This is a genomic window from Faecalibacterium sp. IP-3-29 (assembly GCF_023347335.1).
Lineage (GTDB): Bacteria > Bacillota > Clostridia > Oscillospirales > Ruminococcaceae > Faecalibacterium > Faecalibacterium duncaniae.
Map to the genome: position 1 here is coordinate 2169382 of NZ_CP094471.1, position 24506 is coordinate 2193887.

At 56.8% G+C, this 24506-nt stretch carries 24 protein-coding genes; 11 read left to right on the plus strand and 13 right to left on the minus strand.

Translation table 11 applies throughout. The features are described 5' to 3' along the window. Nucleotides 1-118: 118 nt before the first annotated feature. The gene (locus MTP40_RS10375; protein WP_249259335.1) at nt 119-925 is read right to left on the minus strand and encodes a hypothetical protein; all 807 of its coding nucleotides are present in this window, start codon (nt 923-925) and stop codon (nt 119-121) included. Then, nucleotides 925-2295, minus strand: a complete 1371-nt coding sequence (locus MTP40_RS10380) for a citrate synthase (protein ID WP_005931146.1) — start codon at nt 2293-2295, stop codon at nt 925-927. The genes MTP40_RS10375 and MTP40_RS10380 overlap by 1 nt, the downstream gene beginning before the upstream one ends. A 184-nt stretch (nt 2296-2479) precedes the next feature. Between MTP40_RS10380 and MTP40_RS10385 the strand changes: the two genes are divergently transcribed. Then, the gene (locus tag MTP40_RS10385; RefSeq protein WP_249259336.1) at nt 2480-3499 is read left to right on the plus strand and encodes a SpoIID/LytB domain-containing protein; all 1020 of its coding nucleotides are present in this window, start codon (nt 2480-2482) and stop codon (nt 3497-3499) included. 197 nt (nt 3500-3696) lie between these two features. Here MTP40_RS10385 and MTP40_RS10390 read toward each other — a convergent pair whose 3' ends face one another. Continuing rightward, entirely contained in the window at nt 3697-4395 is a 699-nt protein-coding gene (locus MTP40_RS10390) for a hypothetical protein (RefSeq protein ID WP_197037321.1), read from the minus strand. A gap of 289 nt (nt 4396-4684) precedes the next feature. On the opposite strand from MTP40_RS10390, the gene MTP40_RS10395 reads away from it, so the two are divergent. Next, nucleotides 4685-5683: a glycosyltransferase family 2 protein gene (locus tag MTP40_RS10395; protein WP_249259337.1), complete on the plus strand. Its 999-nt coding sequence runs from the start codon at nt 4685-4687 to the stop codon at nt 5681-5683. Between the two features lie 73 nt (nt 5684-5756). Here the strand turns inward: MTP40_RS10395 and MTP40_RS10400 are convergent, their stop codons facing one another. Then, nucleotides 5757-7103, minus strand: coding sequence for a leucine-rich repeat protein (locus MTP40_RS10400; RefSeq protein WP_249259338.1), 1347 nt, complete (start codon nt 7101-7103; stop codon nt 5757-5759). Nucleotides 7104-7285: 182 nt separating this feature from the next. Between MTP40_RS10400 and MTP40_RS10405 the strand changes: the two genes are divergently transcribed. Next, a complete protein-coding gene (locus tag MTP40_RS10405; protein ID WP_156064101.1) occupies nt 7286-7606 on the plus strand; it encodes a helix-turn-helix domain-containing protein in 321 nt (106 codons plus the stop codon). 69 nt (nt 7607-7675) lie between these two features. Here the strand turns inward: MTP40_RS10405 and MTP40_RS10410 are convergent, their stop codons facing one another. After that, entirely contained in the window at nt 7676-8587 is a 912-nt protein-coding gene (locus MTP40_RS10410; RefSeq protein WP_249259339.1) for an Ice-structuring protein, read from the minus strand. A 114-nt stretch (nt 8588-8701) separates the two neighbouring features. Further along, nucleotides 8702-9043: an arsenate reductase family protein gene (locus MTP40_RS10415; protein WP_005931157.1), complete on the minus strand. Its 342-nt coding sequence runs from the start codon at nt 9041-9043 to the stop codon at nt 8702-8704. A 156-nt stretch (nt 9044-9199) separates the two neighbouring features. On the opposite strand from MTP40_RS10415, the gene MTP40_RS10420 reads away from it, so the two are divergent. The 3 genes from MTP40_RS10420 (at nt 9200) to tsaD (ending at nt 13079) form a co-directional block, all read left to right on the plus strand. Next, the gene (locus tag MTP40_RS10420) at nt 9200-9388 is read left to right on the plus strand and encodes a ferredoxin (protein ID WP_005931159.1); all 189 of its coding nucleotides are present in this window, start codon (nt 9200-9202) and stop codon (nt 9386-9388) included. 121 nt (nt 9389-9509) lie between these two features. Next, nucleotides 9510-12068 carry a DNA polymerase I gene (gene polA / locus MTP40_RS10425; protein WP_249259340.1) on the plus strand — a complete coding sequence of 853 codons (2559 nt, stop codon included), beginning with the start codon at nt 9510-9512 and terminating at the stop codon, nt 12066-12068. Between the two features lie 3 nt (nt 12069-12071). Further along, the gene (gene tsaD / locus MTP40_RS10430; RefSeq protein ID WP_249259341.1) at nt 12072-13079 is read left to right on the plus strand and encodes a tRNA (adenosine(37)-N6)-threonylcarbamoyltransferase complex transferase subunit TsaD; all 1008 of its coding nucleotides are present in this window, start codon (nt 12072-12074) and stop codon (nt 13077-13079) included. A gap of 169 nt (nt 13080-13248) precedes the next feature. Here the strand turns inward: tsaD and rplL are convergent, their stop codons facing one another. The 7 genes from rplL to rpmG form a co-directional block, all read right to left on the minus strand. Next, nucleotides 13249-13623 (minus strand): 50S ribosomal protein L7/L12, encoded by a 375-nt coding sequence (rplL, locus tag MTP40_RS10435; protein WP_005931165.1) that lies wholly within the window; start codon nt 13621-13623, stop codon nt 13249-13251. Nucleotides 13624-13693: 70 nt separating this feature from the next. Beyond that, a complete protein-coding gene (gene rplJ / locus MTP40_RS10440; protein WP_005931168.1) occupies nt 13694-14209 on the minus strand; it encodes a 50S ribosomal protein L10 in 516 nt (171 codons plus the stop codon). 272 nt (nt 14210-14481) lie between these two features. Next, complete coding sequence (gene rplA / locus MTP40_RS10445; protein ID WP_005931176.1) at nt 14482-15174, minus strand: 50S ribosomal protein L1; 693 nt, start codon at nt 15172-15174, stop codon at nt 14482-14484. A 57-nt stretch (nt 15175-15231) separates the two neighbouring features. Further along, nucleotides 15232-15657: a 50S ribosomal protein L11 gene (gene rplK / locus MTP40_RS10450; protein ID WP_005931181.1), complete on the minus strand. Its 426-nt coding sequence runs from the start codon at nt 15655-15657 to the stop codon at nt 15232-15234. A 133-nt stretch (nt 15658-15790) separates the two neighbouring features. Next, the gene (gene nusG, locus MTP40_RS10455; RefSeq protein ID WP_005931184.1) at nt 15791-16321 is read right to left on the minus strand and encodes a transcription termination/antitermination protein NusG; all 531 of its coding nucleotides are present in this window, start codon (nt 16319-16321) and stop codon (nt 15791-15793) included. Between the two features lie 28 nt (nt 16322-16349). Continuing rightward, complete coding sequence (secE, locus tag MTP40_RS10460; RefSeq protein WP_005931188.1) at nt 16350-16589, minus strand: preprotein translocase subunit SecE; 240 nt, start codon at nt 16587-16589, stop codon at nt 16350-16352. 16 nt (nt 16590-16605) lie between these two features. Further along, on the minus strand, nt 16606-16755 hold the full coding sequence (rpmG, locus tag MTP40_RS10465) for a 50S ribosomal protein L33 (RefSeq protein ID WP_005920501.1): 150 nt from the start codon (nt 16753-16755) through the stop codon (nt 16606-16608). Between the two features lie 306 nt (nt 16756-17061). On the opposite strand from rpmG, the gene MTP40_RS10470 reads away from it, so the two are divergent. From MTP40_RS10470 to MTP40_RS10490, 5 genes are all read left to right on the plus strand, one after another. Next, nucleotides 17062-18156 carry a D-alanine--D-alanine ligase family protein gene (locus MTP40_RS10470; RefSeq protein WP_097773558.1) on the plus strand — a complete coding sequence of 365 codons (1095 nt, stop codon included), beginning with the start codon at nt 17062-17064 and terminating at the stop codon, nt 18154-18156. After that, nucleotides 18149-18973 carry a glutamate racemase gene (gene murI / locus MTP40_RS10475; RefSeq protein ID WP_005931199.1) on the plus strand — a complete coding sequence of 275 codons (825 nt, stop codon included), beginning with the start codon at nt 18149-18151 and terminating at the stop codon, nt 18971-18973. The genes MTP40_RS10470 and murI overlap by 8 nt, the downstream gene beginning before the upstream one ends. A gap of 19 nt (nt 18974-18992) precedes the next feature. Further along, nucleotides 18993-19466 carry a DUF1934 domain-containing protein gene (locus MTP40_RS10480; RefSeq protein ID WP_227611447.1) on the plus strand — a complete coding sequence of 158 codons (474 nt, stop codon included), beginning with the start codon at nt 18993-18995 and terminating at the stop codon, nt 19464-19466. A 162-nt stretch (nt 19467-19628) separates the two neighbouring features. Further along, a complete protein-coding gene (argS, locus tag MTP40_RS10485) occupies nt 19629-21443 on the plus strand; it encodes an arginine--tRNA ligase (RefSeq protein ID WP_249259342.1) in 1815 nt (604 codons plus the stop codon). 313 nt (nt 21444-21756) lie between these two features. Further along, complete coding sequence (locus tag MTP40_RS10490) at nt 21757-24456, plus strand: leucine-rich repeat domain-containing protein (protein ID WP_249259343.1); 2700 nt, start codon at nt 21757-21759, stop codon at nt 24454-24456. Nucleotides 24457-24506: the final 50 nt, after the last annotated feature.

Here is a 24506-nt window from a genome sequence, read left to right on the forward strand (position 1 = left end):
TTATTATAGACCAAATTGCGGAAACCTTCAAGTGCCCGCCAAAAAATTAACAAGGTAATTTCACACTTTTTTGTTTTTGAACGATTTTCACAGCTTTTATGGGAATCTTTTCAGCAATTCAACCAACGGCGTGTCGGGGTATTGCAGGCCTTCCGTCACTTCCTGCCACCCGCGCCACAGTGAAAAGCCCCAGCGCGCCGATGCAGCACATACCAAAGCCAAACAGCACCTCGGGCAGGTCGGCTGCCGTGATGCCGTGGAACAGCAGCACCAGCACCCGGGGCAGTTCCCAGCAGAAGCAGAGCAGGAACGTACAGATCCCGGCCTCGCACAGCTGGCAGCCGTTGGACGTTTCCGGCAGCCAAAGGGCGCGGACCATCGCCGAAAGAAACACCAGCGCGGCCAGCATCTGCCAGACCATAGCAGTCGGCTCCACCCGGTGCCAGCTGGAGCTGTTCTCCATAAAGCGGCTCAGCACCCCCCAATAGAACACCGCCGTGCCAAGCACCGCCGGGGTCATGCTCCGGCCGGGCAGACAGTATTCTCCCTTATGCGTCCAGCTGCGGCCCAGTCGGATCAGCCAGACAGCGCACACCAGCTCCAGCACAGCACGCACCAGCGCACCAACGCCGGTCATGCCCACTGTCAGACGCACCGCACCGGCCAGGCCGACACATACGCCGCCCAGCACCGATGTGATCCCCACCGGCCTGCACGCACTGCGCAGAACAAGGGGCTGGCGGGCCAGCTTCCTGGCAGCAATGATGCCAACGACAAGCGCCGCCCACAGGCTGCCGTACCGCAGCCAGACAGAGCCCGCCGTGCACAGGCCGGTATTCCAGTCCGTCCACAGGGCCAAGTCAAGCCCGCGCCCAATGGCAAGGGCACCACCACAGGTGAAAATCAGCACAAATAAAGCGTTCATCAGCGTTCCTCGATCGGTTTATATTTCTGGCGCACGCCCAGATACTTATAAGCGGGCCGGATGATCCGGTTGGCAAAAATGACTTCCTCTACCCGGTGTGCGCACCAACCCGGCACACGGGCAATGGCGAACAGCGGGGTGTAGATATCCTCAGAGATGCCCAGCATGTTGTAGATCAGGCCGCTGAACAGGTCCACATTGGCGCACACCGGCTTGCTGCTGCCCTTCTCCTCGGCAAAAATATCGGGAGCCAGCCGCTCGATGCTGCACAGCATGTTGTACTCTTCCTCAAAGCCCTTCTCGTAGGCCAGGTGCTTGGCGCGCTCCTTCAGGATGACCTCACGGGGATCGCTCATGGTGTAGACCGCATGGCCCATACCGTAGATCAGGCCGGAGCCGTCGCCCGCCTGCTTGCGCAGGATGCGGCGCAGATACTCGCGCACCTCGTCGTCATCCTCCGGGTGCTCCACATGCTTGAGGATATCCTGCAGCTGACGGTTGACCATCAGGTTGGCACCGCCGTGCTTGGGGCCCTTCAGCGCGCCAATGGCGGCTGCAATGGCCGAGTAGGTATCGGTGCCCGAGGAGGACAGCACACGGGCGGTAAAGGTGGAGCAGTTGCCGCCGCCGTGGTCGGCGTGGACCAGCAGGCACATATCCAGCAGCTTGGCTTCCTCGTGGGTGAACTTCTGGTCCGGGCGGTAGGTGCTCAGGATGTGCTCCGCGGTGCTCTGGCCGGGCTTGGGCATGTGGAAGAACATGCTCTGCTTGTCATAATAGCGGCGCTTCATCTGGTAAGCGTTCACCATCATGGTGGGCATACTGGCGATCAGGTTGATGCTCTGGTTCAGGATATTCTCCAGCGTCAGATCCTCGGCATGCTCGTCGTAGGAATACAGGCCCAGCACGCACCGCTGCATCTTGTTCATAATATTGGGCGAAGGAGCATTCATGGTATCCATAAAGCCATCGGGCAGGGCACGGTGCTCTGCCAGCAGCTCGCAGAAATCGTCCAGCTGCTCCTGGGTGGGCAGGCTGCCGAACAGCAGCAGCCAGATGACCTCTTCAAACACAAAGCGGTCGTTGCGGTAGGCCTCATTCACGATCTCGTTGATGTCCACGCCGCGGTAGATCAGACGGCCCGGAATGGGAATGACATGCCCTTCCTGATCCTTTTTGTAGCCCACAACGTCACAGACATTGGTCAGGCCTGCCAGCACACCGGTACCATCCGGGTTGCGCAGGCCGCGCTTGACACCGAGACGCTCACTCGTCTCCGGGTCGATGTAGTTGTTTGCCAGATACTCTTCACACAGCGTCCGCATGGTCTGCGGGTCCAGCGACGCTACTTCTGCATGGGTATAGTTCATGCGCGAATTCCCCTTTCTCTTATTTCTCTCTTATATACTTTCCGGCCATCCACCATGATGGCACACCCTTATGATAGCGCTTTTGTGAAGTAAATTCAAGTCTTGGATGAAATGTGCGCTTTTTCACCCCGCCGTACTGGTACACTGGGCCCAGAAAAATGCCTGTCCGGGAGGGAAAACTACGATGAAAAAGACATTCTTTCTCCTCTGCGCCCTGCTGCTGGTGCTGGGCGCACTCCTGCCGATCGCCGGTTACCGGCTGACACTGGCGGTGTTCGGCCCGGCACAGGGGGCTTCTTCCGCTCCCCTGCCGGACGCTGCAACTTCGGAAGCCGCCCCGGACAGCGCCGCCGTGCCGCCCTCCGATCAGGACAGCGAGAGCTTTTTGCTGGCCGACCAGAGCGCTGGGGCCGTGGTCTCGGTTCCCCGGCGGGACTATCTGATCGGTGCCGTGGCGGCGGAAATGCCCATCAGCTGGCCGGACGAGGCGCTCAAGGCGCAGGCCATCGCGGCCCACAGCTATGCTCTCTACTGCCGCGACCATGCCGCCGAACCAGCTTCCGGCTGGCTGAGCGTGGATCCCGTCCGGCGGCAGGGATACTTAACAGATGCAGTCCTCCGCAGCTACTGGGGCACCGCCTATGAGGAGAACTATGCCCGCCTCTCGGCGCTGGTGGACAGTGTGCTGACCGATGTGCTCTACTATGGCAGCGCCCCCGCCGGGACAAGCTACTTTGCCATTTCCAACGGCATGACCGAGGCCAGCGAAAACGTCTGGGGCACCGCCCTTCCCTATCTTGTGGCCGTGGACAGCTCCACCGACCTCAATGCGGACAACTACCTTTATACCGTCCAATTCACCGCCGAGCAGATGCAGCAGGCTCTCACCGGGCTGGGGCTTCTCCCTAACCCTGCCGCACCTGCCAGCTGGTTTGGAGAGGCCGCGCTCACCCCTTCGGGCTATGTAGCCTCCCTGCCCGTCTGTGGGCAAAGCGTCACCGGTCCGGCCCTGCGCAAGGCGCTGGGCCTGCGGAGTGCCTGCTTCACGGTGCAGTATCAGGAGGGCAGCTTTCTCCTCACCACCAAGGGCTATGGCCACGGTGTGGGGCTGAGCCAGTGGGGTGCCAAGGCGCTGGCCGAACAGGGACAGAGCGCGGAGGAAATTCTGGCGCACTATTTCCCGGGGACAGAGCTGCGGAGGTGAACGGGCTCACCCTCTCCGTCATCGCTTACGCGATGCCACCTCCCCCAAAGTGGGAGGCCTTGGCAGTAAATGCAAGGTTTGCGGTTTTGTCAAGAGCCCTCCCTTTGGGAGAGCTGGACGCGAAGCGGCCTGAGAGGGTGAGGATGCTAACAAAAAAGGCAGCTGACTCAACGGCCAGCCGCCCAGAAGATCAATATTCAGCCAAACAGGCTCGTCCACCAATCCTGACTGCTGCTTTCCTCGCCAGCAGCGGCTTCAGTCTCTGCCGCAGTCTCAGTTTCCGCGGCGGCTTCCTCCGCCTGCACAGCCTCTTCCAGAAGCTCCAGACCATCGTCATTGCCATCCTCGGTGATGTACCAGTAGCAGGACGCACCGCCAATGGAGATGCTGGCGGCAGACAGCGGCACACGGCCGGAGGCAACCCCGTTGGAAGGATCGGAACAGTAGAACACGCCGTCGGTGTAGTCCGTCAGGAGCACGGCATGGGGTCTGGTGCGGTCGTACAGCACGATGCCCTCCGGATGCTCTGCCAGAATGGAGACCAGCGCTTCCGTCTTGGCCGCCTTGCCCGATGGCAGGGTCGCATAACCCACATGCATATCGTTGTATGTAAAGCTGTGGGAGAGCCCGCCCGACCAGGCCGTGCTCTTGATGCCGTTTTCGGTCACATCCACCCAGCTGTCCATCCCATCCAGATAAGCCCGGCGGCGAAGCATCATTGCGGCAGAGGCCAGGGTGCAGGTGCCGCCCCGGCTCTGTTTGAAGTAGAACCCAACATCAACGTTCAGGTCCACGGCCAGTGCCCCGGGGAGCAGCACGGCCATCAGGGCCATCGTTGCAAGCAGGGCAGCGAGAGTTTTCCGAAGTTTGCTTCCAAAGTGCTTGGCTGTTTCCACGTCAGTATCCTTTCTTCACAAAAGAGCGTTTCATTCACTGGTGTAAAGTATATCATCCTGTTACTCTTTTGTAAACAGTTTTGCAGCCATTTTCTCAATATTTACACGCTTTGGTCACAATTCAAGGGCAGATTGCACAATCGTGCAGTGAAGTGGTTGGATATTTGCTACAAAAGTCCGGAAAAGTTTTTCATTGTGCTTTCCGCTTTTCTTCCCAACTGCCGGTTTCTTTTTCAACGCAATTATGGTATAATCTGCCCTGAAGTTGAATTTTCAGGAGCATCTATATATGAAAGCAACCATCGTCATCCCCAACATCAACGGCAAAGGCTGGCTCAAGGACTCCATCGAGTCGGTCTATGCCCAGACAGAGCAGGATTTTGAGCTCATCATCGTGGACAACGGTTCCACCGATGAAAGTCTGGAGCAGGCCCGCAGCTACTGCGGCCGCCCCAACTTCACCCTGATCGAAAACGGCACCAACACCGGCTTCTCCCACGCCGTGAATCAGGGCATTGCCCGGGCCAAGGGCGAGTATGTGGTCATGTTCAACAACGATGCCTTTGCCGAGCCCGACTGGCTGGCCGAGCTCATCCGCACCGCCGAGACCGATCCCAAAATCTTTGCCGTGCAGAGCCTGATGCTCCGCCACTTTGAACGGGAGCTGGCCGACGATGCCGGTGATTACGTCACCTGGATGGGCTTTGCCTGCAAGACCGGCGACGGCCGCCGGGCCAGCCGCTACACCAAACAGAAGCGCATCTTTTCGGCCTGCGGCGGCGCGGCGCTCTACCGCAAGAGCATTCTGGAGGAGATCGGCACCTTTGACGAGAACTTCTTCGCCTACTTTGAGGATGTGGACCTGAGCTGGCGTGCCAACAACGCAGGCTACAAGTGTGTCCTCTGCCCCACCGCCAAATGCTACCACATCTGCGGTGCCAGCACCGGCGCGGTGAAGTACAACGCCTTCAAGAGCCAGCAGAGCGGCCGGAACAGCATCCTGCTCCCCCTCAAGAACGAGCCGCTGCTCATGCTCATCCTGAACTTTCTCCCGCTGGCGCTGGGCTATCTGCTCAAGTGCTACAAGTTCCACAAGCAGGGCTTTGGCGAAGCCTGGGACAAGGGAATGCACGAAGCCTTTGCCCTGCTCAAAGAGGGGCGGCTCGGCAAGCGCCCCTTCCACCTGAAGGATCTGCCCAACTATATCCTCATGGAGCTGTGGATGATCTGGAACATGGTGCCCTACCTGTGGTATCGTCTGGTCGTGGTCAGGTTTGATCTGAAGTAACGTAAAAATCCCACCCTCTGTTCATCGGGCACATAAATGCCCGGAACAGAGGGTGGGATTTTTGTAATTCGATTCAGTAGCCTATTGATGCCGCAGTCTGGTTCCAGTAGCGGTTCATAATGTCAGTAGTCAGATATTTGTTGCCATGGTCATAATCATCTACGATCACGACCTGGTTCCACAGATCTTCGCTTCCACCGAAATAGACTTTATTCAGACTCTTGCAGGCATAGAATGCACTTCCACCAACCGTCTTTACCGTCGCCGGGATATAGATTTCCTGAAGAGAAACACATTTCCAGAAGGTACTGCCTTCAATAGAAGCAAGTCCTTCTGGTAGAGCAATTTTCCGCAAAGAACTACACTGGCTGAAAGTACCGCTGTCAATTTTGCTCATTTGCATCGGAAGCTTTATCCTTGTGATCGAAGTGCAACTCGTAAAGGCACTGGAACCAATCGTCTTTACGCTTTCCGGTATTGACACATCCGAAAGCGTTTCGCAGCCATAGAACGTTCCGCTTGCAATTTCCGTCACACCTTTCGGAATCTCGATAGCGTGCAGAGATGTACAGTTTGCGAAAGCGTTTCCACCAATTGTCGTTACTGTGTCCGGAATGGTAACATCACACAGCAGCTTGCATCCCCGGAAAATATAGCTTCCAAGTGTTTTGATGTTGTTGGGGAATTGCACAGTCTGAAGCTTTTCACAATTCTGGAACATATAGCTGGGCAGTTCACGGATGGTGTTTGTGAATTTTACCGAGATCAGGTTTGTACAGCCCTCAAACGTATTCTGCACAAACTCCGTTTTGCCCTTGATGAATGCAGTTTCCATTGCAGTGTTGTTGGCAAACGCCTGCTTTCCGGCTTTGGTCAGGCTCTCCGGCAGTACCAGATTCTCAATGTTACAGCCATTGAATGCACTTTGTCCCAGCTCCTTTAAGCCTTCCGGGAAAACTACGCTCGTCAGATTCTTGCACTGATAGAAAGCCTGCTGGTCTATCGTTTTCACCACAGACGGAATCACAAGACTCTCAATATCATTGTTCTGGGACAGGCACATATAGCCGATTTTGCTGACGGTATATCCCTCATACGTTTCTGGGATGGTCAGCTCTCCGCTGGGCACCTTTTCGGCATTCTTATCATAGCCCTTCAGTGTAATCGTACCATCAGAGTTTTTGCTGTATGTCCATTTGATTCCATTCGTTTCCTCCGGCTTACTGGAAGAAGTACTCTCCGATTCAGAAGAGCTGGAAGAGTTGCTGTTCGATTCCGCTGGCTTTTCCGAGGTGCCGGGCTGCTCCGAATTGTCGGGAGCTGCCGGCCCCTCTCCACCGCTGCAGCCTGCCAACAAGCCAGATGCCGCAACGATCGCCGCTCCTTTCATAAAATCCCGGCGTGTAACTTTTTGTCTCATGGTTTTCTCCTCCTTTTTACGTCCCCAATTCATTCAGTGCCTAAAAATCCACAAAATATCCTGAGGATTCTGATTTCATTATAGTATTATTGTCTTAATAAGTCAAGTTAATCTATTAGATTATTATTCTTTCAGTTTAATCCTGTATTGTCAGTATAAGACATCTACAGGAGGCCCATGACATGATCGACTATACTCTCATCGGAAAACGCATCCAAACACAGCGGTTGGAAAAAGGCATCACACAGGAAAAGCTGGCGGAGCAGGTTGGCATCTCGGTGGTATATCTCTCCAAAATCGAGAATGGGCGGGTCTATCCAACCCTGGAAACCCTCTCTAACATCTGCACCGAGCTGGATACTGAGCTTGCAGCGATTCTGACCAACACGGAAGTGGCCCGCAAGGACTATGCGAACGATCGAGTAGTGGAATTATTCAACGCCTGTTCTCTGCGTGTCAAGCCCATCGCTCTGGCCCTGCTGGAAGATCTCTCGAAGCTGTAACAGATGAAAAAAACTCCCCGCCGTGAGATTCACTCACAGTGGGGAGTCCGTTTTGATAGTTTTTTCGCTTTATGCCGCCGGGCTCTCAGAGGAAGCCTCGGTGCTCTCAGCCGGGGTGCTCTCAGCCGGGGTACTCTCCGCCGCCTCTTCCACCGGGGCAGCCTCGTCAGCAACGGCGCTGGCGGCGGCAGAATCGCCTGCGGTGGCAAGGATGGCATCGTTGACCTCGCTCTCAGCCAGCGGGGCAGGCTCCGCGGCAGAGGCTGCACTGTCGGCAGATTCGGGCTTGGTCTCGCTGTCGGTCAGGCCGGTCAGGTACCAGCTGCCGCTCTGGCGGCTGAACAGGTAATCCATATACTTGGTGGGCGTGTCGGACGAGGTGTTCAGGATGCTGTCATCACTGCTCTGGGTGGGGATATAGCCCACGGTAACGTGGAGCAGGCCGTCCTTCTTGAACAGTCTGGTGACGGTAGCGCGGAAAGTGCCCACGCTGCCGGTGACGGGGATCTTATAGCACTGGGTCGTCTCATCGAACTCGACAGTCATGTCGTCCATCTCAAAGCTCCTGTGGGTCAGCTTGAAGCTGGGGCCCACCAGCTTTGCCAGATAGGCATCCACATCCACCGAGGGCAGCAGCAGCTGTTCGGTGTCGGGGTCCGTGTTGTAGTTATCAAAGCTTCCCTGGGTCTCCTGGATGCTGTACACGCAGCCCCAGACGGCGGCTTCGCGCAGGGTCAGGTCATCGATGTTCTCAATGCCGTCAAAGGGCAGCGGGTCGAACAGGACCAGACCTTCCAGCCGGTCCTCATATTCCGCTTTCTGCTGGGTGTCGTCAAACAGGGTGGCCACACCCTTCACACCGGCCCGCACGACTGTTACAACGCCCACCAGTGCCAGCACGGCGATCAGCAGGCCAAGGGTCTGCCGGGCGCGGCGGCGGTGGAGCCGGGCGTGTTCTTCCGGGGTCATATAGGTCTTCATATCGTTATCGTCTCCTAAATCAGGTCATCTTTTGGGGAAATACCAGCTTTCAGTATACCACAAACTGCCCGCCGGTGCAAAACCCGGGGCGTGGATTTTTTGTGAAAGCGCGATTTATTCCCACGTTTTCCAGATCTCGGGCTGGTAGCCCACGGTGGCCTTTTTGCCGTTGCGCACGATGGGCGTTTTGAAGAGCTGCTGATTCTCGAACAGCTTGTCCTCCTTCTGCCAATCCACCAGTGCATCCAGCAGGGCCAGCGTCTGCTTATCCTTTGCCGCCGGGTTTACCAGCTGCTCCCAGCCGCCCAGCGCGCGGGCCACGTTCTCAAACTCGCCCCGGCTCATCTCTTTTTCCTTCAGGTCGATCATCTGGAACTTGATGCCCCGCTCCTTGAAATAGCGCTGGGCCTTTTTGGTATCAAAGCACTTGCTGGTGCCAAAGATCTGAATGTTCATCGTTTTTCCTCCTGGATCCTGTGTGCTCTATTGTATCATATCTGCCGGAAAAAACCTAGGGATAATTCATCTTCTTTCCGTCCATACTTGCTTTATCACAAGCCGACCCTGAGATTGAACGAAGGGCGGGCCATTTCAGAAAGAGAGGAACTTCCCATGAAAGCATTCGTTGACCCCGATCTCTGCATCGGCTGCACCCAGTGCACCGGGATCTGCCCCGAGGTGTTCCAGATGACAGGCATCCTGGCCGTTGCCGTGCCAGGCGAGCTGCCGCCCGACACCGTACCCACCGCCGTGGAAGCCGCACAGGCCTGCCCGGTGAGCGCCATCACCATCTCGGAGTAACGCCTTCACCTGCCTTCCCAACATGGGAGGGCATTTTTGTTTTTTCTGCAAAAATCCCCCGCTGGCCCCCATTTTGTGTTATACTATAAATTGAGTTATAATGCAATGGAGGAGACTGACTATGCGTTTACTAGTCATTGACGGCAACAGCATTGCCAACCGTGCCTTTTACGGCATCAAGCTGCTGACCACCAAGGACGGCCGCTATACCAATGCCATCTTCGGCTTTTTGAATATTATGAATTCCCTGCTCCGGGAGTGTGAGCCCGACGAGGTGGCCGTTGCTTTCGATCTGAAGCACCCCACCTTCCGCCACGAAATGTACGACGGCTACAAGGGCACCCGCCACGCCATGCCGGACGAGCTGGCCCAGCAGATGCCCATCCTGAAAGAACTGCTCACCGACCTGGGCTACCGCCAGGTATCGGCAAAAGGCTGGGAGGCGGACGACATTCTGGGCACGCTGGCCGCTGCCTGCGAGGCCCGCAGGGACGACTGCTTTCTGGCCACGGGAGACCGCGACAGCCTGCAGCTGGTGAGCGAGACCACCACCGTGCTGCTGGCCACCAGCGCCATGGGCCGCAGCAAAACGGAGACCATGGATCTGGATGCCATCCACGAAAAGTACGGCATTGAGCCCAAGCAGCTCATCGAGGTGAAGAGCCTGATGGGCGACACCTCCGACAACATTCCGGGCGTGAAGGGCATCGGCGAAAAGACCGCCATGACCCTGGTCAAGAACTTCGGCACCCTGGACAGCGTGTACGACCATCTGGACAGCCCGATCATCAAGCCCCGGCAGCGGGAAAATCTGCTGGCCTGCCGGGAGGATGCCTACCTCAGCCACACGCTGGGCACCATCCGCACCGATGCTCCCATCGACACAGCGGAAGGGGCCTACAAGGTGACCGAGGGCAACAAGCCCGCCGCTGTCCGTCTGATGCAGGAGCTGGAGATCCAGACCCTCATCACCCGGTTCGGGCTGGACGGCATCGTTCCGGAACAGGACCCCGATACCCTGCCGAAGGTGGACGCAGCCATTGCGTCCCTGCCCGCAGAACCCTCCGGCCACTATCTGGTGGCCGCACGCCCCGCCGTTCTGGGCAAAAAGAGCGCGGTCGTGCAGCCGGAGGCCTGGTACGCCGTGCAGGACACCACCGTGTATCCCCTCTCCGAGGAGGAACTGGTCTCCCTGCTGGACGATCCCAGGGTGACGCTGGATGTGTTCGATTCTGCCCCCCTCTACGCCAGAGCCATGGCCGCAGGCAGCTGGGGCAGCAGCATCGTCTGGGACGGCAAGCTGGCCGCCTACCTGCTGGACGCTTCCGCTTCCCACTATCTGCTCACCACCCTTGCCACCAGCTACCATGCAAGGTCGGCGTTCTCCTGTGAGGAGTACCCCGATGCCGGTTTCCTGGCAGACCTGTTCGCCAGAATGAAGGCGGAGATCACCGAAAACGGCGAGGACGACCTCTACAACAACATCGAGTTTCCGCTGGCACAGGTGCTGGCCGATATGACCCGCACCGGCATCCTTGTAGACCGTGAGGGCATCGAAGCCTTCGGCGTGCAGCTGCGGCAGGAGCTGGACCAGGTGCTGACCCGCATCGAGATGGAGGCAGGCACCTCCGATTTCAACCCCAACAGCCCCAAACAGCTGGGCACCCTGCTCTTTGACACCATGGGCCTGCGCCACGGCAAAAAGACAAAGAACGGCTGGTCCACCGATGCCGAGACACTGGAAAAGCTGCGGGACATCCCGCTGGTGGAGGACATTCTCCAGTACCGTGCCTGCCAGAAGCTGAACTCCACCTATGTGGAGGGTCTGCTCAAGGTCATTGGCGAGGACGGCCGCATCCACACCCGTTTCAATCAGACCGAGGCCCGCACCGGGCGGCTCTCCTCTGACAATCCCAACCTGCAGAACATCCCCATCCGCACCGAGATGGGCAGCAAGCTCCGCGCCTACTTTGTGGCAAAGCCCGGCTGCGTGCTGGTGGATGCCGATTACAGCCAGATCGAACTGCGCATCCTGGCCCATGTCACCGGCGATGCGCACATGCAGGAGGCGTTCCTCTCCGGTGCCGACATCCACCGCAGCACCGCAGCCAAGATCTACAACATCCGGCCTGAGGATGTCACGCCCCGCCTGCGCTCCAGTGCCAAAGCAATCAACTTTGGCATCATGTACGGCAAGGGCGCTTACAGCCTTTCCAAGGACATCGGCGTGAGCGTCAAGGAGGCAGAGGCCTTCCTTCAGACCTATCTGGCCACCTTCCCCAATATCGACGGTTATATGGAAAAGACCATTGCGGATGCCCGCCAGTGCGGCTACGTTTCCACCCTGTTCGGCCGCCGCCGCGCCCTGCCGGAGCTGAACAGCAACAACCACAACATCCGGGCCAGCGGCGAGCGGATGGCCCGCAACACCCCCATTCAGGGCACGGCCGCTGATGTTATCAAGCTGGCCATGGTGCGTGTCTGGCGGCGGCTGCGGGACGAAAAGATGGAAAGCCGCCTGATCCTGACGGTCCACGATGAACTGATCGTGGAAGCCCCGGAGGCGGAGGCCGAAAAGGCCGCGCAGATCCTGCGGGAGGAAATGGAAGGCTGCGTGCACTACGCGGTGCCCCTGAGCACCGATGTGCATACTGGCAAAAACTGGCTGGAGGCCCACTGAACTATGATCGTTTTAGGAATCGAATCCACCTGCGACGAGACCGCCGCATCCCTTGTGGAGGATGGCCGCCGCCTGCTGAGCAACATCATCTCCACCAGCGTCAAGGAGCAGGCTCTTTATGGCGGCGTGGTCCCTGAGATCGCCAGCCGCCGCCACTGCGAGTTCATCAGCGCCACGGTCAAAAAGGCTCTGCTGGACGCAGGCAAGACCATGGACGATGTGGACGCGGTGGCTGTCACCTTTGCCCCGGGCCTGATCGGCGCGGTGCTGGTGGGTGTGAACTTTGCCAAGGGGCTGGCCTATTCTGCCAACAAGCCGCTGGTTCCGGTGCATCATCTGCGGGGCCACATTGCGGCCCTCTACCTGACCCATCCAGAGCTCAAGCCGCCCTTCCTCTGTCTGGTGGCATCCGGCGGCCACAGCCATATCGTGGAGGTGCAGGACTACACCCACTACCACATTCTGGGCCACACCGTGGACGATGCCGCCGGCGAAGCCTTTGACAAGGTTGCCCGCACCCTGGGTCTGCCCTATCCCGGCGGCCCCAGCGTGGCAAACGCCGCCAAAACAGGCGACCCCAAGGCCTATCGCCTGCCGGTGCCCCATGTGGACGGCAAGTACAACGTCAGCTTCTCCGGCCTGAAAACCGCTGTGCTGAACGAGGTAAACAAGGCCCAGATGAAGAACGAGGAGATCAACGTGCCTGATCTGGCGGCAAGCTTTCAGGAGCGCATTGCGGGCATTCTGGCCGAAAAGCTGCTGCTGGCTGCTGCCGACACCGGGGCAAAGCAGGTCTGCCTGGCGGGCGGTGTGGCCGCCAATGGCCGCCTGCGTCAGCTGGTGAACGATGGTGCCCAGAAGCTGGGGGCCAAGGTCTATCTGCCTGAGCTGAAATTCTGCGGCGACAACGGCGCAATGATCGCGGCGCAGGGCTACTACCAGTACATGGCGGGCCACACGGCAGGCCTTGATCTGAACGGTCTGCCCACCCTGCCCATCGACTACGAATAAACGAAGCAAAACCAAAGCTCCCGGAGCGGTGCGGCATTCAGTGCCATCGCTCCGGGAGCTTTTTGCCCTGCTGCGGGCGCACAACCAAAAAGGCACCCTCGCCTTTCAGCGAGAGTGCCTTTTGTTTCAAGAATAAGAATTCAAGAAAGAACGTTCAGAAGGGATCAAATTACTTGATCTCGACCTTAGCGCCAGCCTCTTCCAGCTTCTTCTTGATGTCCTCAGCCTCAGCCTTGGAAGCCTTCTCCTTGACAGCCTTGGGAGCGCCGTCAACGATAGCCTTTGCTTCCTTCAGGCCCAGACCGGTGATCTCCTTGACCAGCTTGATGACCTGCATCTTGGTAGCGCCAGCCTCAGCCAGGATAACGTCGAACTCGGTCTTCTCTTCCTCAGCGGCAGCAGCAGCACCAGCAGCAGCGGGAGCAGCAGCAGCAACAGCAGAAACGCCGAACTCCTCGCAGTAAGCGTCGATCAGCTCTTTCAGCTCCAGAACGGTCAGGCCCTTGACGGACTCGATGATGGCAGTAATCTTCTCAGAAGCCATGGTAATAACCCTCCAATATCAATGGTTTTTGTTTGTTTCAGTTTTGTGTTAAGCAGCGGTCACGCAGCCATTAGGCAGCGGGCTCCTCCTGCTTGTCGGCGTAGGCCTGCATAGCAACAGCCAGACCGGACAGAGTGCTGGTAAGAGCACCTGCGAACATGGACAGCATACCCTCGCGGTTGGGCAGCTTTGCGATGGCGTTGGTCTCGGCAGCGTCCATGACCTTGCCTTCCATGAAGCCAGCCTTCACGACGAACTTCTTGGACTTATCGCCATCCTGGTACTTGCACAGGATGCGGGCAGCGGACATGGGGTCCTCTTCGTGAGCAAAGGCAACAGCAGTGTCACCCTTGAAGTTCTCAGCCAGGCCCTCCAGGGAGGTACCCTTGACAGCCAGACGCAGCATGGTGTTCTTCACGACCATGTAATCAACGCCTGCCTCACGCAGCTCCTTGCGGAGCTTGGTGTCGTTCTCGACGTTGATACCGCCGTAAGCGACGACGCAGCCGGAAACCGCACTCTCAAACTTTGCCTTCAGATCAGCGACATAAGCCTGCTTTTCAGAAAGAATCTTTGCACTGGGCATTCGGTTTCACCTCATTTCAAAAACTTGTATCGAAAGCCGGAGTAACGAAAAAGCCTCTTTCCCGCACTGTGTCGAGAAAGAGGCATAAAACAACTTTACGCGCGTTTCTCGGCAGGCGGTTTACACCTTACGCTGGACTCCAGCACCTGCTGTCTCAAAAACAGCATCATTATTTTACCGCAAACGCGCGGTGTTGTCAAGCGCTTTTTTGAATTTTTAAAGATTTTTTCTGTCATCCGTCAGGATGACAGAAAAAACTTCAAAGCTTCAAATTAGACACCGTACTTCAGGGTGTTCAGACGGATGCCAGGGCCCATGGTGGTGGCGATGGTAGCGCTCTTGAAGTAGGTACCCTTTGCAGCAGCGGGCTTTGCCTTTGCAATAGCGCTCATCACGGTATCCAGGTTGGTGTACAGCTTCTCAGCGCCAAAGGATGCCTTGCCCACGGGAACGTGGATGATGTTCTGCTTGTCCAGACGGTACTCGATCTTACCAGCCTTAGCCTCGGTAACAGCCTTGCCCAGGTCGGGAGCAACGGTACCGGCCTTGGGGTTGGGCATCAGGCCGCGGGGGCCCAGAACCTTACCAAGACGGCCAACGCGGCCCATCATGTCGGGGGTGGTGACAACAACGTCGAAGTCCATGAAACCGCCGGCGATGCGTGCGATCAGCTCGTCATCACCAACGATGTCAGCGCCGGCTGCCTCAGCAGCAGCGGCAGCAGCGCCCTTAGCAATGGCGCAGACGCGGACAGTCTTGCCGGTGCCGTTGGGCAGAACAACAGCGCCGCGGACCTGCTGGTCAGCGTGGCGGCCGTCAACGCCCAGGCGGACGTGCAGCTCAACGGTCTCGTCGAACTTGGCGGAAGCGGTCTTGCAAGCCAGCTCCAGAGCCTCGTTCATATCATACAGCTTAGAAAAATCGACCTGCTTAGCAGCATCGACATAGTGCTTGCCATGTTTCATTGTATATCCTCCTATGTGGTCATGCGGGCAGTGTTATGCCCTCCCACTGTTTGTGTCTCAGCCCTCGACGGTAACGCCCATGGAGCGGCAGGTGCCACGGACCATGCTGCATGCAGCTTCCAGAGAAGCAGCGTTCAGGTCGGGCATCTTGGTCTTGGCGATCTCTTCCACCTGAGCGGCGGTCAGAGTAGCAACCTTTTCCTTGTTGGGCTTGCCGGAAGCGGTGTTGATGCCAGCAGCCTTCTTGATCAGAACGGCAGCCGGAGGAGTCTTGGTAATGAAGCTGAAGGAGCGGTCAGCGTAAACGGTGATGACGACGGGGATAACATAACCCATCTGGTTCTTGGTACGCTCGTTGAACTCCTTGGTGAAGGCCATGATGTTAACGCCCTTCTGACCCAGAGCAGGGCCAACAGGGGGAGCCGGAGTCGCCTTGCCGGCCTCGATCTGCAGCTTAATGTAGCCAGTAACTTTCTGTGCCATAGTAAATGCACCTCCAAAAATCTGTGGTGAGTTGCGGCGTGGTCTCCCCACGCCTCCCACGAGCGCGTACACGATGCACACGCTCTATAAGAACCGCACTGCGGTCTTACCTTGGTAAACGGATGCCGGTTGGTTACGGCAGCTCGACCTGCGCGATATCCACTTCTGCGGGTGTCTCGCGGCCAAACATGTTGACCTTGAGCTTGACTTTGAAGCTCTCGGTATCGATGCCCTCCACAAGGCCCATAAAGCCTTCCAGCGGGCCGGCGGTGATCTGCACGGTATCGCCGACATTGAAATCGACGGTCAGCGGAGCCGCCTTTTCAACGCCCATCTTCTCCACTTCCTCAGCAGAGAGGGGAACGGGCTTGGATGCGGGACCGACGAAACCGGTGCAGCCGCGCGTGTTGCGCACCACATACCAGGTATCGTCGTTCATGACCATCTTGACCAGAACGTAGCCGGGGAACAGCTTATGCTCCACCATACGCTCCTTGCCGTCCTTGATCTCAGGCACCATCTCGGTAGGAACCTTGATGTCACAGATCAGGTCCTGCAGATGGCGGTTTTCCACCATGGTCTGTAGGTCGTTCGCAACCTTATTCTCGTAACCGGAATAGGTGTGGACTACATACCAAAGGGCCTCATTGGTCTGTTCTTCCATTTTGGTTAAGCCTCCGTTTCAAGATGAATCATGCGCCGATGATCAGGCCCAGGATGCCGCCGAAAATGGCATCCAGCGCGATCATCACAACAGCTGCGATCGCCACGGTCACGAGCACGACGATGGTGTTGGTCTTAACGTCCGCCTTAGACGGCCACACGACCTTCTTCAGTTCGCTCTTCGTGTCGCGGAAGAACTTGGCGATGTTTGCGCCAAAGCCCTTCATTCTGGCTACAAAGCCCGGCTTTTTCTCGGTTTTGTCTGCCATGATGCGTCCGCCTTTCTTACTTCGTCTCGCGGTGAACCGTGTGCTTCTTGCAGAAACGGCAGTACTTCTTCATCTCAAGACGATCGGGGTTGTTCTTCTTGTTCTTCGTGGTGTTGTAGTTGCGCTGCTTGCACTCGGTGCAGGCCAGAGTGATTTTAACGGTCATTTGTTGACACCTCCATTATAACGGTTGTTTTGAACCTCCCTCGGCTTGCGGTGCACGCCCTAAAAACAGGGCGCACTTAATAACCCCGCAAAAGAGGTGATATCATTGTATCACGCGTTTTGCCATTCGTCAAGCGGATTTTTTGCGTTTTTGAGACTTTTTTGAATTTTTTCTCTCCTGCCTGTTTTGGCCTACGCCTTGAATCCGCCGCATAGATATAGTATAATAAAGTGTCTATAACTGCTTATAGAAAATCCGGCCCCGGGCAAAGCGCCCCTTCCGGCCATAAGATCAGGAGAGATCATGATGCAATCTGAAGATAAACTCTGTGTCGTCGTGCTGTTTGGCGGCATGTCCAGTGAGCACGAGGTCAGCCGCGTGTCCGCCGGTACCTTTGTGGATAACCTGGACCGCGCCCGCTACGAGGTGCTGACCGTGGGCATCACCCGGGAGGGCCGCTGGCTGTGCACCGAGGCCACCAGCGCCCAGATGGCCGACGGCAGCTGGGAAGAGCTGCCCGGCAACATGCCCTGCGTCATCAGCCCCGACCGCGCCGACCACGGCATGATCCTGTTCACCCCGTCCGGTCAGGTAGAAAAGCTGCACGTGGATGTGGTCATCCCCGCGCTCCACGGCCTGTGGGGCGAGGACGGCACCGTGCAGGGCCTGCTGGAGCTGGCCGGCATCCCCTACGTGGGCTGCGGCGTGCTGGCAAGCGCTGTCTGCATGGACAAGGCCGTGGCCAACGCTCTGTTCGATGCAGCCGGTATCCCCCACACCAAGTGGCTGAGCGCCTGCCGCTGGGAGATCGAGAGCGACCTGGACGGCGTGTGTGACGGAGCCATTGCCAAGCTGGGCTGGCCCATCTTCGTCAAGCCTGCCAACGCAGGTTCCAGCGTGGGCATCACCAAGGCCCACGACCGGGATGAGCTCAAGCAGGCCATTGCACTGGCCCTCGAAAACGACCACAAGGTGGTGTTCGAGGCCTTTGTGGACGGCCACGAGGTCGAGTGCGCCGTCATCGGCTCTGACCCTGCCGTGGCCACCCGCCCGGGTGAGATCCTGGCCGGTGCCGAGTTCTATACCTATGACGACAAGTACAAGAACGGGGTCAGCCAGGTGGTCATCCCGGCCAGACTCAGCGAGGAAAAGCTGGACGAGGTCAAGACCTACGCCGCCATGGCCTACACCGCCCTGAACTGCGAGGGCCTGGCCCGCTGCGATTTCTTTGTGGAGCACGGTACCAACCGGGTGATGATCAACGAGATCAATACCTTCCCCGGCTTCACCCCCATCAGCATGTACCCCAAGCTCATGGAGCACGAGGGCACTCCCGTGCCCGCCCTGATCGATCACCTGATCGAACTTGCGCTGGAAAGGACGGAAAAGCAGCATGGATAACCGCCCCATCGGCGTATTTGACAGCGGCCTGGGTGGCCTGACCGGTGTGCGGGAGCTGCGCAGGCGGCTGCCCCACGAAAACATCGTCTACTTTGGCGACACCGGCCGGGTGCCCTACGGCAGCCGCAGCCCGGAGACCATCCTGCAATATGCCCGGCAGGACATCGCGTTCCTGCTCTCCAAGGATGTCAAGTGCATCATGGCGGCCTGCGGCACGGTGTCCAGCACCTACCCCGCCGCTGAGGCCGAAAAGCTCCCGGTGCCCTATCTGGGCGTGGTGGATGCCGCCGCCCGGGAGGCCGCCTTTTCCACCCGGAACCGGCGCATCGGTGTCATCGGCACTGCAGCCACCATCCGCTCCCGCAGCTATGAGGCGCTCCTGCGCAGGCTGGTACCCGGTGTGGAGATCACCGCCCGTCCCTGCCCGCTCTTTGTGCCGCTGGTGGAAGCGGGCTATGTGGATCACAGCGCCCCGGACAAGCAGGAGATCACCAAGCTGGTCATTGCCCAGTACCTGACGGAGATCCGGGATGCAGGGGTGGACACCCTGATCCTGGGCTGCACCCACTATCCCCTGATCAAGACCATGATCGGTGAGTTCATGGGACGGAACGTGGTGCTGGTGGACCCGGCCAAGACTGCCGCCCACCATCTGGAGCGCATCCTGAGCGAGCGGGGGCTCAAGGCCGACCACCCCGCCGGGCAGGCCCATTTCTATGTCAGTGACGCGCCGGACGGGTTCGTGCAGACAGCCGACCTGTTCCTGGGCGAGTACAAAGGCGGAGAGGTGGAGCAGATCGCCATTGACAAATATTAAAGTGAAGGAACACAAAACTGTGAGCACTGCACACAACGAAGATTATCGCATCCTGATCCGGAGCGTCTCGGAGCAGTTCGAGCACACGGAGCCCCTTCCCGCCGAGGAGACAGACAAGATCGAACTGATGACCTACGGCAGTTTCCTGAAAAAAGCCGGTTCCTATTATATTAGCTATAAGGAGACGGAGACCATCGGCTTTGCAGGCTGCACCACCACCATCAAGATCGCCGAGGACGGCAGCCGGGTGGCCCTGCTCCGCTTTGGCAAGGTCAACACCCAGCTGGTCATCCAGCGGGATTACCGGAACATCTGCTACTACGAGACCGAGGTCGGCCCCATTACGTTGGGCGTGACCGGCGACGGCATCGCGTGCGACCTCTCGGAGCCTGCGGGCGGCACGGCAAAGTTCAGCTATCTGCTGGATGCTGATGACCCCACGGCGCTCATCAATCGGACAACGCTTGAGATCCAGGTCGAGCACATCAACTGAACATCCTCACCCTCTCCGTCATCGCTTGCGCGATGCCACCTCCCCCAAAGTGGGAGGTCTTGACAGAAATTATAGAGTTTGTGGTTTTGTCAAAAGCTCGCCCTTTGGGAGAGCTGGACGCGAAGCGGCCTGAGAGGGTGAGCCCGTGAAAGGATAAAAATTATGACAGACTTTGAAAAGACCTATCAGAACTACAACCCCCGGGCAGCGGCACTGGCTGAGGCCCGCGCTCTGCTGACTGAGGCTGCCAAGGCCGCCATGGCCGACGGCACTCTGCCCGAGGCCGAGCTGCCCGCTTTTATCGTGGAGATCCCTGCCGACACCAAGAACGGTGACATCGCTTCCAATCTGGCCATGGCCGGTGCCCGCACCTGGCGCAAGGCCCCCAAGATGATCGCCGATGCCCTTCTGGCCCATCTGCCTTCCATCGAGCACAGCGTGTTTGCCAAGGTGGAAGTGGCCGGCCCCGGCTTCATCAACCTGTTCCTCGCCCCCTCCTTCTGGGCCAGCGTGGTGCTGGGTGCCTGCTCCAACAAGGAGTACGGCCGCACCGATCACGGCAAGGGTGCCAAGTACAATGTGGAGTTCGTTTCTGCCAACCCCACCGGCCCCATGCACATGGGCAACGCCCGCGGCGGCGCTCTGGGCGACTGCCTGGCCGCTGTGCTGGACTGGTCCGGCTATGATGTGACCCGCGAGTTCTACATCAACGATGCAGGCAACCAGATCCAGAAGTTCGGCAAGAGCCTGGCCGTCCGCTATCTGCAGCAGTTCTGCGGCGAGGAAGCCTATCCCCTGCCCGCTGAGTGCTATCAGGGCGGCGACATCAAGGTGCTGGCCGGTGAGTTTGCCGAGATCAACGGCGACAAGTACGTTGCAGCCTGCTCTGGGCTGGACGAAGAGGCCCTTTTTGCCAGCGAAGCCTTTGAGACCCTGAAGAACGCTCTGGTGGATTACGCCCTGCCCAAGAACATTGCCGCCCTCAAGCGCGACCTGGGCAAGTACCGCATCGATTACGATGTCTGGTTCCACGAGAGCACTCTGCACGAATCCGGCGCTGTCCTGGATGTTGTGAACAAGCTGCTGGAGCTGGGTGCCTGCTACAAGGCCGAGGATGGTGCCATCATGTACCGCAGCGCCCAGTACGCCGCCAAGTACGGCACCGTCAACAAGAAAAAGACCGAGGACGGCACCGAGGAGGAAGCCAAGGACGAAGTCCTCGTCCGCGCAAACGGCATCCCCACCTACTTCGCCGCCGACATTGCCTACCACTACAACAAGCTGGCCACCCGCGGCTTTGCCAAGGCCATTGATGTCTGGGGTGCCGACCACCACGGCCACGTTGCCCGCATGAAGGGTGCCATGGATGCCATCGGCCTGAACGGCAACGATCTGGATGTTGTGCTGATGCAGATGGTCAACCTGATGCGTGACGGTCAGCCTGTCCGGATGTCCAAGCGCACCGGCAACGCCATCACCCTGACCGACCTGCTGGAGGAAGTGCCCATCGACAGCGCACGCTTCCTGTTCAACATGCACGACGCAGGCAGCGGCATCGATTTTGACCTGGATCAGGCCGTCAAGACCGACAACGACAACCCCGTGTACTATGTCCAGTACGCACACGCCCGCATCTGCTCCATCCTCAAGAAGATGGAGAGCGAGGGCGTGGCCTTTGCCGGTGCCGGGCAGGTGGATGCCACCCTGCTGACCGACCCCAGCGAGATGGACCTGATCCGGATGCTGGCCGCCTTCCCGCAGGAGATCGTTATGGCTGCCGAGAAGTACGACCCCAGCCGCATCAACCGCTTTGTCATTGATCTGGCAAGCGCCTTCCACCGCTTCTACGGCAACTGCCGCATCCAGGGTGCAGACCCCGCCGTGCAGCAGGCCCGTTTGGCCCTGTGCATCGGTGTGAAGAACGTTATCTTCAATGTGCTGACCATGTTCAAGATCAACGTCCCCGAAAAAATGTAAAAGAGAATGAGAAGGGGCTGTTGCAAAACAGTGCCAACGAAAAGATGAGATAGACTTCCCCGAAAGGGGGTGCCTATCTCATTTTTTTATTGTATGCTGAGCCTTCCGCCCATATATATCACAGGACTCGGTTCTTTTTGTATCTTCCGTATAAAAAAATTCTCAGTTTTTGTGTTCTCTCACAAAGCATGTCCCATTATATTGACTTTATATTTTCATCTACTGTAAAATATTTTGTGTAAAGCGTCATATTCATTCGCATTATGACGCACATCGGACAAGTCTTTTACGAAATGCAAAGGAGGATTTTCTTATGAAAAAGCGTCTACTCAGCTTATTTCTGACATTCAGTATGCTGCTGACCTTTTTCCCTGTGGGCACTGTCACTGTTTTTGCAAGCGATTCCCCTATGGCATATACAGATGGTTCTTATCAGTTTATCCTCAATGCTGACAATACTGCAACAATAACCAAATATACGGGCAATGAACATAGGATCACGATCCCTGCTTGCGTAACACAAGATGCTCAAACATATCCTGTATCAAAAATCGGAGACCGGGTATTCTACAATTACAAGTACGTCCTGACAAGTGTCCAGATCCCCGACACTGTAACAGAAATTGGCAGCAATGCTTTTTATAATTGCACCTCACTGAAAAGCGTTACCATTCAGGACAATAAACCATCCTGCGTGAAAAAGATTGGCCGCCAGGCCTTTATGTTTTGCAGAGAATTGACAGATATTTCCATTTTTGATTCTGTAACAGAGATCGGTTCAGAATCTTTTCATCAATGCGAAAAATTAGATACTGTCACCATTCCAGAGGGTGTAACATCCGTTGCAGACGGCATGTTCAGTTATTGTTACAGCTTGCACACCGTTACTCTTCCAGACAGCGTAACTGCCATTGAAGCGCGGGCTTTTACCGGAACTGCATTGACTCAAATTCATATTCCTGCCAAAGTGACACGGATCGGAACCGATGCATTTTCCGAATGTTTCGCTCTCTCAACGATCACATCAGACAGCGAAAGCTATCCGGCAATAGACAATGTGTTGTACGAAAAATCAGCAAATGGCGATTACGCCTTAATCCGTTATCCTTCTCGAAGGGCGGATCCTGCTTTCAAAATACCCAATGGTGTGGCAAGAATTGATACTCATGCTTTTGACTGTTGTTCGTATCTGGCCTCTGTTAAAATGCCAGACTCCGTGGTCTCTATTGGAACCGGTGCCTTTATGAATTGTCAAAAGCTACACGACATTGAATTTTCATGCAGGATAACGGAACTTCCGGAATCAGTTTTTGCAGGTTGTATCAGTTTAAAGAGCATCGATATCCCGGAGGGTATCACACAGGTCCTTGATGATGCTTTTGCTGGCTGCGAGCAGCTCGAACGGATCGCGATTCCCAGCAGTGTAACAAAAATTTCCGAGTCAGCATTTTCCAATTGCACAGCATTGAATAACATAGAGTATTCAGGTTCTCGTTCTCAATGGAACGCTATTTCCACGGATTCCAGCCTACAAGATCTCCCTGTAGCACCTGGTTCTATTGATGTTACGGTAACCAGCGACATCCGTACCGTTACCGCCAAAGTTGATGGCAGCAGCGTTCCCATCAACGATGGCAAATTCATTGTCACGATTGGTAAAATAGTGGAATTGACCGTCAGCGATCCCCACTACAGAGATCGTTATACCTGGGCAGGGGGCAGCGGCACTGTGAGTGCAGACAATACCACCTATACTTTTGTTGCAGGTCAGGATGATACAGCCGTAACTCTGACCACTGTCGAACACACAAATTATGACACCGGTGATTTCACCATCAGCGGTCTATCGGACTATTCCTATGGGGACAATATCGATATCAGGATCGAGCCCAAGGATACACGCATCACAGATTACATTGTAAGATATGTCAGGAACGCAGGCACCTCAAACGAAGAAGAATTCAATGAGCTTCCAAAAGATGCCGGAACATACACCCTGCGAATCATTCAGGGTGATACCGTCCGAATCGACATTCCGGAAAAGATCACAATCCACCCCGTCACCATCACCAATGATACTTTCCAGAACGAACTCGCTGTCACCCTGCCAGCGGACGCTGTGGAAGAGGAAGGCAATGATCATACGGCCACAGTGACTGTCCGGGCGGACAGCAGGCTGAATGCTCTTTTACAATCTGACGAGATCAAACTTGAGCTTGTCTATCTCAACGATATGGGAGAAGAAGTCGTTGCCCCCACAAAAGCAGGCAGGTATACCGTAAAGGTAAAGATCCATTCCAATAGTCCCAATCTGATTTCTGCCATCGTGGACGGAGGCACGTTTGAAATTCGCCAAAAAGCTGCTCCCATTGTTCCCACTGCAGATCTTTATCCCCTGACCATTAAGAATGCTGACGTTTTTATTGAGCATGATGGCGAAGAGATTCATGCTGAGAGAAACGAGATTGGTGATCTGGTTGCAAAGGTGCCTGAAAACGCCAGTGTAACTGTCACCTACATCAGCCAGAGCGATGCCATTGCGTTCGATCAGTGGTTGGTCAGCGGTTTGGACGATTCGACCGATGTCAAACAAAATCCATTGCGCTTTCAAATGCCCGCAGGTGAAAAGGGTGTAACGATGGAAGCCATGACAAAAGATGCTTCCATCGAAGATGGTGGTTCTGGCATTCTGGGCACCGTTATGGTCATTGGTGCTGCCGCCGTATTGACATGGCAGGGCTGCCGAATCGGCACGGAGCTTTATCTGAAGCGTATTCTCCCCGATGGCGCAGTGATCCCCGCCAATGCCACCGAGCTTGCCGAACTGGTGTGGGTTGATGCCGGCAAGCCTGCTCCCGCTGCTGCGTTGGACAACGATGCCACCAATGCACAGAAAGCTCTCACCTGGGCCTCTGAGAACCAGCTGCTTCCTTCCAATAAAACTGCAGATGCTTCTGTAAGTTGCTGGGAAGTGATCCAGATCTGGCGCAAGGCGCAGACACTCAAGAACTAACCCCTGGCAGGCAGAAAGCCCCCTGACGATTACACTGTCAAGGGGGCTTC